Source organism: Parafrankia sp. BMG5.11, assembly GCF_004337455.1.
This window is the reverse complement of sequence record NZ_SJXI01000053.1, coordinates 43,542-56,947: the sequence shown is the minus strand read 5'-3', so window position 1 is coordinate 56,947 and position 13,406 is coordinate 43,542. Positions and strand designations below refer to the sequence as shown.

Annotated in this window: 12 protein-coding genes and 1 pseudogene; 6 read left to right on the top strand and 7 right to left on the bottom strand. The window is 71.9% G+C overall.

Annotated elements, in window-relative coordinates:
* The 3 genes from E0504_RS51465 to E0504_RS31390 all read left to right on the top strand — a co-directional run.
* Positions 1-212 (top strand): hypothetical protein (locus tag E0504_RS51465; protein ID WP_207974617.1); only part of this gene is annotated, 212 nt, incomplete at its 5' end.
* A 155-nt stretch (positions 213-367) separates the two neighbouring features.
* Positions 368-1,536 (top strand): IS3 family transposase gene (locus tag E0504_RS31395; RefSeq protein ID WP_235014066.1). Its coding sequence is split into 2 segments (ribosomal slippage): positions 368-626 and positions 626-1,536, totalling 1,170 coding nucleotides; the frame shifts between segments, so codons are not numbered across the junction.
* Between the two features lie 18 nt (positions 1,537-1,554).
* A complete protein-coding gene (locus tag E0504_RS31390; protein WP_112106736.1) occupies positions 1,555-2,085 on the top strand; it encodes an NUDIX hydrolase in 531 nt (176 codons plus the stop codon).
* Positions 2,086-2,310: 225 nt separating this feature from the next.
* Here E0504_RS31390 and E0504_RS31385 read toward each other — a convergent pair.
* Both E0504_RS31385 and E0504_RS31380 read right to left on the bottom strand, forming a co-directional pair.
* Positions 2,311-2,517: pseudogene (locus E0504_RS31385) on the bottom strand (NADPH-dependent FMN reductase); the annotation flags it as partial.
* Entirely contained in the window at positions 2,514-5,159 is a 2,646-nt protein-coding gene (locus tag E0504_RS31380; RefSeq protein WP_373693959.1) for an MMPL family transporter, read from the bottom strand. The pseudogene E0504_RS31385 and the gene E0504_RS31380, both read right to left, overlap by 4 nt.
* A gap of 431 nt (positions 5,160-5,590) precedes the next feature.
* On the opposite strand from E0504_RS31380, the gene E0504_RS31375 reads away from it, so the two are divergent.
* From E0504_RS31375 to E0504_RS31365, 3 genes are all read left to right on the top strand, one after another.
* On the top strand, positions 5,591-5,887 hold the full coding sequence (locus E0504_RS31375; RefSeq protein ID WP_112106733.1) for a hypothetical protein: 297 nt from the start codon (positions 5,591-5,593) through the stop codon (positions 5,885-5,887).
* 197 nt (positions 5,888-6,084) lie between these two features.
* Positions 6,085-7,662: an MFS transporter gene (locus tag E0504_RS31370; RefSeq protein ID WP_131626318.1), complete on the top strand. Its 1,578-nt coding sequence runs from the start codon at positions 6,085-6,087 to the stop codon at positions 7,660-7,662.
* Positions 7,663-7,667: 5 nt separating this feature from the next.
* Positions 7,668-8,255, top strand: coding sequence for a TetR/AcrR family transcriptional regulator (locus E0504_RS31365; RefSeq protein WP_112108151.1), 588 nt, complete (start codon positions 7,668-7,670; stop codon positions 8,253-8,255).
* A 100-nt stretch (positions 8,256-8,355) separates the two neighbouring features.
* Here the strand turns inward: E0504_RS31365 and E0504_RS31360 are convergent, their stop codons facing one another.
* Genes E0504_RS31360 through dnaK form a run of 5 tightly spaced genes read right to left on the bottom strand, consistent with a single transcriptional unit; the run spans position 8,356 to position 13,342 of the window.
* Complete coding sequence (locus E0504_RS31360) at positions 8,356-9,492, bottom strand: glutathione-independent formaldehyde dehydrogenase (RefSeq protein WP_112108152.1); 1,137 nt, start codon at positions 9,490-9,492, stop codon at positions 8,356-8,358.
* 5 nt (positions 9,493-9,497) lie between these two features.
* A complete protein-coding gene (locus E0504_RS31355; RefSeq protein WP_071065419.1) occupies positions 9,498-9,812 on the bottom strand; it encodes a chaperone modulator CbpM in 315 nt (104 codons plus the stop codon).
* Entirely contained in the window at positions 9,809-10,879 is a 1,071-nt protein-coding gene (locus E0504_RS31350) for a DnaJ C-terminal domain-containing protein (protein WP_112108153.1), read from the bottom strand. The genes E0504_RS31355 and E0504_RS31350 overlap by 4 nt, the downstream gene beginning before the upstream one ends.
* On the bottom strand, positions 10,876-11,361 hold the full coding sequence (locus tag E0504_RS31345; protein WP_235014499.1) for a nucleotide exchange factor GrpE: 486 nt from the start codon (positions 11,359-11,361) through the stop codon (positions 10,876-10,878). Before E0504_RS31345 ends, E0504_RS31350 begins: the two co-directional genes overlap by 4 nt.
* The gene (gene dnaK, locus E0504_RS31340; RefSeq protein WP_112108154.1) at positions 11,351-13,342 is read right to left on the bottom strand and encodes a molecular chaperone DnaK; all 1,992 of its coding nucleotides are present in this window, start codon (positions 13,340-13,342) and stop codon (positions 11,351-11,353) included. The genes E0504_RS31345 and dnaK overlap by 11 nt, the downstream gene beginning before the upstream one ends.
* Between the last annotated feature and the right edge of the window lie 64 nt (positions 13,343-13,406).

Sequence of the window (13,406 nt, the reverse complement as noted above, 5' to 3'; positions counted from 1 at the left end):
CGCGGACCCGTGAATGGATACGTCGCTACGCTTCATACTCCATAGAAAATCAGCTTGCAGGAGAAGTGATTTGCCTTAATTCCGAGGGTGACGCATATTTCACTTGGACCGACCAAAGATACAATATAACTTCTACCACGATCGTGCCGATAGGTGATTCTGCTGCGGTTCTTAAGTGGTGGAATAGTGATGCGTCTGGTCCCGTCGGGTAGCTCATGAATTCCTTTCGGAACTGCATAAAACTGTACACTGGGCAATGGTGGGGATCTATGTAGTCGTAGCCCGGCTACCGCTTGGAAGTATTAAGTTGGCCCGTCCCTGTTCATACCTGGGCTCTTTGGGATAATGGTCCCAGGGAGGAGTACAGGTGCCGAGATCACAACCGCCGTACACGGAGGAGTTCCGCCGGCAGATGGTGGAACTTGTCCGAGCCGGTCACTCGCCAGAGGTGCTGGCCAAGGAATACGGCCCGTCGGGGCCGTCGATCCGTAACTGGGTCCGCCAGGCCGAACAGGAGGACGGCACGCGGGCCGATGAGCTGACCGCCGCGGCACGCGACGAGTTGAAACGACTCCGGAAGGAGAACCGGCAGCTCCGGGAGGAACGCGAGATCCTCCGCAAGGCCACAATTTTCTTCGCGGCGGAGACCGATCAGACATGACGTTCGCTCTGATCGATGCGGAGAAAACACACCACCCTGTCTCCGTCCTGGCCCGCGTGCTCGGTGTGTCACGCGAGGGCTACTACGCCTGGCATCGCCGTGGCGGCCAGTCCGCTCGGGTCGCCGACGACCAGAGGCTGACCACGAAGATCACCGCGGTGCATGCGGCGTCCCGGGCGACCTACGGCGCCCCACGTGTGCACGCCGACCTGGCCGCCGCGGGTGTCCGGACCAGCCGCAAGCGCGTCGCCCGGCTGATGAGACAGGCTGGCCTGCAAGGGGTCCACCGCCGCCGGCGGGTCAGCCTGACCCGCCGCGACCGCGCCGCCCACCTGCCACCCGACCTGGTCGGACGCGACTTCACCGCCCCCGCGCCGAACCGGGTCTGGACCGCCGACGTCACGTACGTCCCGACCGGGCAGGGCTGGCTGTACCTCGCGGTCGTCCTCGACCTGTACGCCCGCAAGATCGTCGGATGGTCCATGTCCGACGAGCAGAAGACCCCGCTCGTCGCCGACGCCCTCACCATGGCACTCCAGCACCGCCGGCCCGCCCCCGGCGTCATTCACCATTCCGACCAAGGCGCCCAATACCTATCTCGGGACTTCGCCAAGATCTGCCGCCAGCACGAGGTATGCCGCTCCGTCGGATCCGCCGGTGATTGCTATGACAATGCGGTCACGGAGTCGTTCTTCGCCACCCTCGAATACGAACTCCTCGACCGCACCACCTTCGCCACCCACGACCAGGCCCGCGCCGCCATCTTCGATTTCATCGAAGGGTTCTACAACCGGCAACGCCGCCACTCCACTAACGGATACCTCAGCCCCCACGAGCACGAAACCCGCTTCAACGAGCACCATCAAGCCGCATAATCTTTCAAAGCCCTACCTGTGAACGAAACCGGGGCAACTTCAGTAAAGGGAGAACACGAGGTTCTCCACACCCCGTGGCTCGGTGTCTGGTGTCTCGATGTCGAGCGGCCCGACGGCACGGCGGGCGAATACCACGTGGTCCGGCTCCGGGATCTCGCGGTCGTCGCGGCGGTCGACGACCGACGGGTCCTCATGATGTGGCGCCACCGGATCGCCACGGACACCTGGGCCTGGGAATTCCCGATGGGGCTGGTCGAGGACGACGAGGATCCACCGCGTGCGGCCGCCCGCGAACTCGAGGAGGAAACGGGCTGGCGCCCGGGGGCCCTCGCACCACTCCTCTACGCCGAACCCGCGGCCGGCGTCACCAATGCCAGGCATTTCCTGTTCCGAGCCGACGCGTGCGAGCTGGTCGGCCCGCCGACCGAGAAGAACGAGTCCGACCGCATCGAATGGATCCCGCTCGCCCGCATCCCGGAAATGATCAGGAATCGGGAGATCGTGAGCAGCGCCACCCTGGTCGGCGCGATGGCACTTCTCCTGGGATGACCCGGGATCCTCGTTACGGTCGCCCCTCCGCCCCCGAGCTCCTGGGGAAGGCCCACGCGTCGAACGGAGCCACGAGAGGCCCACATGTCGGAGAACCCGCAGATGTTCCTGGACGCCGCCGGCCGCGTGGGCGCCACGGACCTCATCGCCTAGCTGCGCGAGCGTGGCGCCCGCACGCCCGCCGAGACCGACCGGTCAGGCCTCTGAGGCGGCGGGCTGCCGCAGCGACGCAAGGGCCGTGCTCCAGGCGACGACCTGGCCCGGCGACGGCGGGAGCGGCTCGTCGAGGTGCGGCAGCGGGTAGTCCAGCAGATCGACGAGCTCGAACTCGGCGTCGGTGCGCTTCGAGGCGACGTCGAACACCCACTTGGCCACCTGCTCGCCGTTGCGGTTCGGACTGAGACAGGGCTGAGACAGGTGGTCTCCGCTCATCCCGCCAGGTGCCGGGGCGGGCTCGGCTGCGCGACCCGGCCAGTCCCGTCACGCCGCGCTGCAGATGCCTCACCAAGCGCGGTCGGGGAGAACGCCGCCACCCGGGTGACCGGGCGGGGCGAGCCGCCGGCCGGTCCGGGTGTCGACGACTGCCCCGGGCGGGCACGGCGCCGGCCGGCCCGATCAGACCTGGTGGCCTTACCACCGTCCCCGGTGGCCCTGCCGCCATCCCTGGCCGCGCGGCGGCCGTCCCCCGTCCTATTTCCGGTCGCACCGGTGCGACCGGTGGGTGAGCCGGGCCGGGTGGGGCGCAGGAGGTGGAGCAGGGCGGGCAGGAGCGTCGCCCGCAGCATGAACGCGTCGATGGCCACGCCGGTCGCGAGGCCGCACCCGATGACCTTCATGGTGCGGGAGGGCTGCGCGGCGATCGCCATGAAGAGGAACAGCATCACGAGGTTCATGGTCAGCATGACGTGACCGACGTCGGCGTGGCCGCGCCGGATGGGGGTGGTGTCGGTGCGGTGGCGCCGGATCGGGCCCGGCGTGCCGCCGCGACGTCCACGGAGCCGGGAACCGACGGATCGGCGGCGGACGGGCCCGGTGTCGGCACGCCGACGCCGCCGTGCGCGCCGTGTCCCGCCGGTGTTCCGCGTACTCTCCGCGCCCTGCATATCCCCCGCGCCCTCCGTGCCCCCCGTGCTCTGCGCGTCCCGCGTGGGCGGTTCGTTCCCGGCGCGGTCGGCGGGTTCCAGGAGCCGGACGAGAAGGCTGAGGTTCAGGCCTGGCAACAAGCCGAACACGGCGACCAGCACGAGTACCAGCATGGACGGCTCCACCGGCCCGGTCTCCAGCCCCAGCGCCGTGGTGAGCAGGTCGGTCTGGAACAGGATGGCGAGGACGCCGGCCGCCGCGAGCACGGCGAGCACGCTGGTCACCGCCAGCGCGGCCGCGATCTCCACCGAGCGCAGGATCAGCAGGCCGAGGACCCCGACCACGAGCAGGATCACCAGCAGGAACAGTGTCGTCGCGCCACGGAAGTCCGCCGCCATGTCGACGAACAGTGCCGTGGAGCCGCCGATGTACACCCGGGAGCCGGTGCCGGCCACGGCGCGCGGGATGACGTCGTCGCGCAGCCGGTGCAGCAGGTCGACGGCCGCCGGCGATCGCGGGCCCTCCCGCGGCGCGATCCGGATCACGGCGAGCCCGGCGTCGGCCTTTTCCAGGTTGACAGCCGCTTTGACCACGCCGGGGGTCTTCGCGATGGCGCTCACCACGTCCGCCACGGGCACAGCGGACGGCCCGTCGCCCCGCTCGACCGCGACGAGCATCGGGCCGTTCAGACCGGGGAAGAAGTCGGCGCTGAGCAGGTCGTAGGCCCGCCGGGTGCTCAGGGACGTCGATTCGGCCCCGTCGTCGGCGCCGCCGAGGTCGAGGGTCACGGCGGGGACGGCGAGCAGGATCAGCCCGAGGCCGGCGGCGAGCGCCATGCCGGCCGGCCGGCGGTCCACCTGCCGGGCCCACCAGGCCCGCAGTCCCGGGCGGTGCGGCAGGCCGCGGCCGCTGGTCGTCAGGTGCTGGCGTTCGGTCCAGCCGAGCAGCCGCGGTCCGCTCAGCGCCAGCAGCGCGGGCAGCAGGGTGATGATCACCAGGCCGGTCGCCGCCCCAGCGGCGGCGGGGCCCAGCGCGACGCCGTCGAAGAAGCTGAGCCCCAGCAGTGCCACCCCGTCCATCGCGAGGGTGACACAGAAGCCACCATAGGCGACGGCGGATCCGGCGCGGGCGGTGGCCTGGGCCGCGGCCTCGACCGGGCCGACTCCCTCGCGCAGCGCGGACTGGGCCCGGTGCACGACGACGACGGCGCCGCCGAGGCTGGTCCCGGCCGCGACGACGGCCGCGAGCAGCGGAGCGAAGGCGGTGGTCGTGATCGTGTGGGAGATCAGGACGATGGCACCGAGGGCGGCCACCGTCGCCACCGCGGACGTCGCGGCGCAGACGGCGACCGCGCCGCGGGAGCGCAGGGTCACGCCGAGCAGCAGCAGGGCGGCGACGAGCGCGATGATGATCGGTCGTGGTGAGATCGTGGTCGCGCTCAGCGCGGTCGCGCCCGGGCCGGCGGCCTCGACCTGGAGGTCCGGCCCGTCATAGGCCCGCGCCGTGTCGATGAGGCGCCGCGCGGCGGCCCGGTCCGGGTTCAGCGCCGAGCCCTTCATGATCACGGATGTGACCGCGGTGCGCCGGTTCGCGCTGATCGGCTCGACGCCGAGGACGACCGCGCCGGCCGGGTTGAACGGGTCGATGACCCCGCCCACCTTGGGCAGCTTGCCGAGCTCCGCCGCCATCGCGGCGATCTGCTCGCGAACCAGCGGGTCGTCGACCGTCCCGCGGCGGGCGTGCAACACGATCGACTCGGTGTCCGGGAGACCACCGCCGGGTACGACCTCGCCGACGAGATCCATGGCCCGCGCGGAGTCCGTCCCGGGGACGGCGACGTCGGTGTTGAAGCGCGCGCCGGAGTCCCGCACAAAGACGAGAAGCGTTGCCAGGCCGGCCGCCCACAGGGCGACGACGATCCAGCGGTGTCGCGCGCACATGGCGGCTAGGGCCCCGACACCACCACCTGCGAGATCCGACTTTCCTCTCATTTTGGACAAGTTAGACCTAAGTGGTGGTCCAGGTCGAGGCCTTCCAGACCGTTCGATGCCAAACAAGGTCGAGCACGCCTTAAACGGGCTTAAGCATGTCCAAGACGTTCGAAGCAGGTCGAAGGCCGCCGAAGTGGGCTAACCAGGGTTGACTCGATCAGGGAATCCGACATCCTCGGAGACGCTGCGTCGACCTTCGGCGGCCGGGGCCTGTCATCAACATGCCTCACAGGACTTCTGGTCGAGTCTCGGACGCCGGCGGCCTACCATCGGCTGGTGAACCCGCGGTGCACGACCACGCTGCCAGCTCCCGGTAACGCGAGCGGTGACAAGGCTCCCGTCGCCGGCCACCCTCGCTTCGGAGGAGGGGCGGTGAACGGCGACGGCCTTCCACCCGCGGTCGCCGCGCTGCCGACACCGGGGACCGACTGATGGGGTTCTTCCGCCGCCGCTCCTCCTCGGACCGCGGCCGCCCCAGCATCGAACACGGCCGCCCCACCGCCGAACGCGGCCGCGCGGTCGCCGAGCTCGGCCGGGGGCAGACCCCGGTGGCCCCGAGCCGCAGCGCGCGAACCCTGAGCCGGATGTTCGGCGTCTCCTGCGCCGAATGCCGCCTCGGCCCGGCCTCGTTCACCCAGGTCGCCGCGGAGGCGTACTCGTGGGCCAGCACCCACGACCAGCTCCATCACCCGGCCAGATCCTCCGCGCAGGTCATCAGCCGCCGCTGACACCACCCACCGGCGTCCTGGCGCCCGTAGACGTTCACGCCCGCCGGCCGTCCCCCGGCGGGCGGCACTTCGACGCCACCCCAGTACCACCTGCCCGCGAAACCGCCAAGTGGACCCGAAGGTTCGCTTGACTTAGGATGCCCCCGAGCAAGCGGACCTTAGGGTCCACTTCTACGGCGGAAGCGCGGGGTGCGGGGATGCGGAGCAGACAGGCGCGGCCGGAGACGCCGACCGGCGGCGGGGCGCTGGCCGTGCTCGCGCTGGCGTCGGCGGCGTTCTCGCTGGCACAGACCGCCATCGTGCCGGGTCTGGGCGCCCTGACCGAAGCGCTGCACACGACCCCCGAGAACATCTCGTGGGTCCTCAGCGCCTACCTTGTCTCGGCCGCGATCCTCACGCCGATCGTCGGACGGCTCGGTGACATGTTCGGCAAGCGGAGGATGCTGGTCGTCGCCCTCGCGGCGTTCGCCGTCGGCAACGCGCTGGCGGCGCTGGCACCGAACGTCTGGCTGTTGATCCTGGCCCGGGTGGTGCAGGGGGCGGGCGGCGGGATCTTCCCCCTCTGCTTCGGCCTGATCAACGACACGTTCAGCGCGAAGCGCCGGCCCGGCGCGCTCGGGCTGGTGTCGGCGATCTCGGGAATCGGCGCCGGCGGCGGCCTGATCATGGGTGGCCTCCTGGTCGACCACGCCTCGTGGGAGTGGGTCTTCTGGGCCGGAACGATCATGTCCGGGGGCGCGGCCCTCGGCGCGCTGCGGCTGCGGGACTCCGCCGGGCGCACCCCAGGACGGATCGACCTGCCCGGCGCTGTCCTGCTCGCGCTGGGGCTCACCGCGCCACTCATCGCCATCACCAGGACGCCATCGTGGGGGTGGGGAAGCCCGCGCACGCTCGGCGTGATCGCGGCGGGGCTGGCCGTCCTGGGGTTCTTCGGGTGGTACGAGCGCAGGGTCACCGAACCTCTGGTCGACATGCGACTGCTCGGCCGCCCGGAGATCATGGCCACGAACTTCGCGACCGCGCTGGTCGGCTTCGGCACGTTCGGCGCGTTCGTGCTGGTCCCGCGGCTCTCGCAGACCCCCGAGTCCTCGGGCTACGGGTTCGGGCTGGACGCCACCGGGGCCGGCCTGCTCCTGCTGCCGGCGTGCGGGGCGATGCTCGTGACAGCCGGGGTCTCGGGGCGGCTGGCACTCCGCGTCGACTCGCGAGACGCGCTCATCACCGGATTCCTGATCTCCGCCACCGGCCTGACCGCGCTCGCCTTCGAACACAGCTCAGAAGGCGTGGTGATCGCGCTGTCGGTGGTCCTCTTCGGCGGCATCGGCATGATCATGGCGGCCGTGCCGAACATCATCGTGCGCGCGGTGCCGCCCGCGATGACCGGGCAGGCGACCGGGGTCAACACGCTCGTGCGCTCCGTGGGCTCCGCTGTGGGCTCCCAGGTCGCGGCGACCCTGCTGGCCGCGAGCGTCACCGCGACGCACCCGCTGCCGACCGACGGGGCCTTCACCCTGGCCTTCCTGCTGGGCGGCGGTGGGGCGGTGTCCGCGGCGGTGTCCGCCGTGTTCATCCCACGGCGGTCCAGGGGCGGCGCCCCTGCCGTTTCATCGGCCCCCGCCGCTCCGTCGGCGCCGCCGGTGGCGGCGATCGCAACGGCAGCGGCAACGGTGACGGCAACCGCGGCGGTGACGGCCACGACCCCGGCCACAACCACAACCCAGTCACCGGCCCCGGCCCCATCAGTCACCCGCACCGTCGGTGATCAGGCAGACTGACAGCCATGTCCTCCCCGCCCGGTGACACGGCGGAACGCGGGTGCCCCGACTGGTCCGAGCGCCGCGCGGACGCCCGGCGCAACCACGAGCAGATCATCGCGGCGGCCATCGCGGTGTTCGCGGAGAAGGGCCTCAACGCCACCGTGCCCGAGGTCGCGGCCCGGGCGGGCGTGGGCAAGGCGACGGTCTACCGCAGCTACCCCACCAAGGCCGACCTGATCAGGGCCGTCGCCGAGCACCAGGTCCGCTGGGTGGAGGCTCGGCTGGCCGCCGCCGCCGAGGAGAGCGACCCCTACGCGGCGCTGCGCGGCTTCCTCTACGACGTCTCCGAACGGCTGGCCGACGACCAGGTGCTCCTGGCCGAGGTCCTGCCCAAGAAGGATTCCCGGACGGCGGAGGCGCCTGTCAGCAGGGTGCTCGCCGGCATCGTCGACGCCGCCCGCGAGCAGGGCACACTGCGCTCCGACGTCACCGCCCTGGACGTCCGCATCCTGGTCGGGGGCTATGCGCGCGTCCTGTCCGATCTCGGGATCCGGGACCCCAAGGAGTGGCGCCGCTACGCAGGCATGGTCATGGCCGCCCTGCGCCCGTGACCAGCCAGCTCCTGGGCTGAGAAGTGTGGCGGGCGAGTGACACCCAGGACTCACTCACCCGCCACAGTTCGCCGGGCCGGGCCGGGCCGGGAGGCCGGAGTCAGGGCTGGAGGGTGATCTTGATCCAGCCCTCGTCCCGGTGGTCGAAGTGGGCGTAGGCGTCGGGTGCGTCGGCCAGCGGCAGCCGATGGGACATGACGCAGGACGGCTGCGCCCGGCCGGTGATGATGAGATCGCGCAGGAACCGGTTGTACCGTTTCACGTTGGCCGGCCCGCTGCCCATCCGCAGCCCCTTCGCGAAGAAGGCGCCCATGTCGAACGGGAGTCGGCCGCGTGCGCCGCTCTCGTCGGCGGCACCGGGGTCGCGGGTAGGGTACACGCCGAGGACACCGATCGAGCCCGTCCAGCGCACGCAGTCGACGAGCTGGTTCAGGACGAGGCCGGCCTGCTCCTCGCCGGACGCCGTCCTGGCCTGGTAGCCGACGGCGTCGATGCCGCAGTCGACGCCGCGGTCACGGGTCTCCTCCCGCACCCGTTCCGCGACGTCCTCGGTGGACGAGTCGATCCCGGTGGCGCCGATCCGCTCGCACAGGCGGAGCCGGGAGGGCACGGGATCGACCACCAGCACGGTGGCGGCGCCGCACAGGGTGGCCGAGTACGCCGCCAGCAGGCCGACCGGCCCGGCGCCGAACACGACGACCGTGTTCCCGGCCTGGACGTCGGCCAGCTCGGTGCCGTGGAAGCCGGCGGGGAAGACGTCGGAGAGGGTCGCGAAGTCGAGCTCCTGGTCGTCGCCCGGCGGCAGCCGCAGCAGGTTGAAGTCGGCGAACGGCACCCGGAGGTACTCGGCCTGCCCGCCGGGGTAGGGGCCCATGTCCGGGCAGCCGTACGCCGCTCCGGCCCGGTGCGGGTCGGGGTTGGTGCGCAGGCAGAACTCGGTCCGGCCCCGCTCGCAGTTCGCGCACGTCCCGCAGGAGACGGTGCAGGGAACGGAGACCCGGTCGCCGAGCTGGACGCGGCTCACCGCCGACCCGCGGTCGACGACCGTGCCCATGTTCTCGTGGCCGAGGACCGTGCCGGGCCGCACACTGGTACGTCCCTCGTACACGTGCAGATCGGAACCGCAGATGCTCGTCGAGGAGACGCGTACGATCGCGTCCTGCGGATGCTCGACGCGCGGGTCGGGGACGTCCGCCACGGCCACCTGGAACGGTTCCCGGTAGACGACTGCGCGCATGGCGCTCACCTTCCCCGCCGGGGTTGCCGCAGCAGCCGCTCGAGCTCGTCGATCCGGTCGAGCAGGTCGAGCACGACCCCGGTGGCGGTGTAGGTGATCCCGAGGTCGCGGCGCAGCCGTTCGATGCGCCCGACGCGCGCCAGCGCGCCCGCTGCGAGCACGACACCGCGGTCACCGACGCCGGGGCCGGGGCCGGCGTCGAGCAGGCCGAGCGTCACCAGCCTGTGGACGAGGTCGGGGTGCAGCTGGGCGGCGGCGCAGAAGGACTCCAGGTCCAGCTCGCGGTCCCGCGGGCGGGTGCGGACGAGCGTCATGGTCATGACCGCTCCCTGGGGTTGAAGGACGAGACCCGGGCGAGCTCGCGGAACAGCTCGGTCTCCCGTTCCGCGGGGTCGGGCGGCACCATGATCCGCACGTGCGCGTACAGGTCGCCGGCCGCGCCACCGGGACCGCCACCACCGCCAGCGGCGCCGGCGCTGCCACCCGTGGCCTCCCGGGCCGCGTCCCGGGCCGCGTCCCGACCAGGCGCCGGCAGGCCCCGGCCGCGCAGGCGGAGCCGGCGGCCGCTGGAGGTGGCCGGCGGGACGGTGACCGTCACCCGCTCACCGGCCGGTGTGTCCAGCCCGGCCGCCGTTCCCAGGGCGGCTTCCCACGGGGCGAGCGGCAGGTCGGTGTGGACGTCGCGGCCCTCGACCCGGAACCGCGGGTCGGGAGCCAGGCGCACCACGAGGTAGAGGTCGCCGGGGCTTCCGCCGTCCCGGCCGCGCCCACCCTGCCCGGCGAGGCGCAGCCGCTGGCCGTCACGAACGCCGGCCGGGACGGCCACGTCGACCTCCCGGAGGCCGCGCGGCCCGGGCAGCGTGATCCGCCGCCGTGCGCCGCGGTAGGCCTCGGCGAGCAGGATCTCGATCTCCGCCTCCTGGTCGGCGCCGGGCACCGGGCCCACCCGGCCGCGCCGGCGGGCGAACCCGCGGACCCCGCCGAACAGGTCCTCGAAGTCGAAGCCCTGGAACCCCTCGAAGCCGAAGCCCCCGCCACGCCCGGCGGTCCCGCCGGCGCCGGCGCCCGGCCCGGCACCTGGCCCGGCGCCTGGCCCGAAGCCGCCCCGTGGGGCGTCCGCCCAGCGTTCGGCGCCCTCCGGCACCCGGCGGAAATCGCGGCCGAACCGGTCGTAGCGTGCGCGGGTGTCCGGGTCGGACAGCACGTCGTACGCCTCGGAGAGGTCCTTGAACCGCTCCTCGGCGGACGGGTCGGAGTTGATGTCCGGGTGGTACCTGCGGGCGAGCTTGCGGTACGCACGCTGGATGGCGTCGGTGTCGGCGTCACGCGGCACGCCGAGCAACTCGTAGAAGTCCGGGCTCGCGCGTCCCGTCGTCCCGGCGCTCATGTCGCCGTCCGCGGGCCGGCGCTCACCGCGACCGACGCCGGCCGCAGCACCCGCCCGCCGGCCTCGACGCCGGGGCGCAGGACCTCGACGACGGTGCCCGCCGGGGGCGGCTGCGGCGTCGAGGCGCTGTCGACGACGGCGCCGACCTCGTGCCGGGCCGGGTCGAAGGGGCCGGTCTCGTCGTCGAGCCGGGCGACGCCGGAGATCCGCAGCGCGTCGAGCGCGAGCTGGCGCACCCCGCGCACGCCGTCGACGAGGGAGTCGGGGTCGGCGTCCGCGTGGGCGAGGGCCAGCTCCAGGTGGTCGAGCACCGGCAGCCAGGCGAGAACGACGCGGTCCCGCTCGGCCGCCGTGGCGGCGCTGATCTCCCGTCCGGTCCGGCGGCGGTAGTTGTCGAAGTCGGCCAGCGTCCGCAGATGTCTGGCCTGCGACTCCTCCAGCTCGGCCGCCAGGTCCGCGCCGGCGGGGTGGTCAGTCATCATCGCGGGTGGTGAACTCGGCGTCGATCACGTCGTCCCCGCCGGCGCCGTGCCCGCCGGCTCCCGAACCGGTGCCACTCGCGCCCGAACCGGTGCCACTCGCGCCCGGCCCGGCGCCACCCGGGCCGCCGGTGCCCGGCCCGGCCGCCGCGGAACGTCCACCGCCGCCCGGCGCGGCCGCCGACTCACGCGCGCCGGGGGCGGGCAGCGCGTACAGCACCTGCTGGAGATCGTTGACGATCGGGCGGATCCGGTCCGCGCCGGAGTTCTCCGCCAGGGCCCGGTGGGCGTGGGCGACGAGCTGCTCGGCGCGGGCCCGCTCGTGCGCCGGAACGTCGTCGCCGAGCTCGGACAGCCGACGCTGGACCTGGTAGGCGATCGTGTCGAGCTGGTTCTGGGCGTCGGCGTTCTCTCTCAGCCGGGTGTCCTCAGCGCGGTTACGCTCGGCGTCGGCCACCATCCGCTCGATCTCGTCCGCGGGCAGGTTGGTGTTGTCCGAGATGGTGATGCGCTGCTCGGCGCCGGTGTCGGTGTCGCGCGCGGTGACGTTCAGGATGCCGTTGGCGTCGATGTCGTAGGTGACGTCCACCTGGGCCTGGCCGCGTGGCGCGGGCCGGATGCCCTCCAGCCGGAACCGGCCGAGGGTCCGGTTGTCCGCTGCCATCTCGCGCTCGCCCTGCAGGACGACGATGTCCACGGCGGACTGGTCGTCCTCCGCGGTGGAGAACGTCTCCGTCCGTCGCGCGGGGATCGTCGTGTTGCGCTCGATCACCTTCGTGCTGACGCCGCCGAGGGTCTCCACCCCGAGGGAGAGCGGGGTGACGTCGAGCAGCAGCACGTCGGAGACCTCGCCCTTGAGGACCGCGGCCTGGATGGCGGCACCGACGGCGACGACCTCGTCCGGGTTGACGGTCATGTTCGGGTCCCTGCCGCCGGTGAGCCGGCGCACCGCGGCCTGTACCGCGGGCATCCGGGTGGCACCGCCGACCAGGATGACCTCGTCGACGTCCGGTTCGGCGATCTTCGCGTCGGCCATCGCCCGCCGCACCGCCGGCATGCACCGCTCGAGCAGGTCGGACGTGTTCATTTCGAACTGTGACCGGGTTACCGTGGTGTTGAGATGCTTCGGGCCGTTCGAGTCGGCGGTGATGAACGGCAGGTTGACCTGGGTCTGACTCACCGAGGAAAGCTCGATCTTGGCTTTCTCCGCGGCCTCGAACAACCGCTGCAACGCCTGCGGATCGTCACGCAGGTCGATGCCGTTCTGGTTCTTGAAGTCGTCGGCGAGGAAGTCGACCAGGCGGCGGTCCCAGTCGTTTCCGCCCAGGTGGGTGTCACCGGCGGTCGCCCGCACCTCGACAATCCCGTCGCCGACGTCGAGAACGGACACGTCGAACGTTCCGCCACCAAGGTCGAAAACCAGGACGGTCTCGTGCGAGCGCTTGTCCATCCCGTAGGCGAGCGCCGCGGCGGTCGGCTCGTTGATGATCCGCAGCACCTCCAGGCCGGCGATCCGGCCGGCGTCCTTGGTCGCCTGGCGCTGGGGGTCGTTGAAGTAGGCCGGGACGGTGATCACGGCCTCGGTGACCTTCTCCCCCAGGAAGCGGGCCGCGTCGTCGACGAGCTTGCGCAGCACCATCGCGGAGATCTCCTCGGGCGCGTACTGCCGCCCGCGCACCATGATCCGCACGGCGTCGTCCTTGCCCGGGGCGAGATCGAAGGTGACCGTCCGCAGCTCGCTGGCGACCTCGCTGTGGCGACGTCCAACGAAGCGCTTGACCGAGGTGATCGTGCCCTTGGGGTTCAGGATCGACTGCCGTCGGGCCAGCTCCCCCACCAGCCGCTCGCCACCCTCGGTGAACGCGACCACCGACGGCGTCGTGCGCGAGCCCTCAGCGTTGGGGATGACCGTCGGCTGGCCGCCCTCGACGACCGCGATGACCGAATTGGTCGTCCCCAGGTCTATTCCAACTGCCTTTCCCACGATGTCCTCCCGGTGGGAGTTCTTCCGGCAAATAGGTGGCGGGGACGCGGCGAAGTACCTTCGG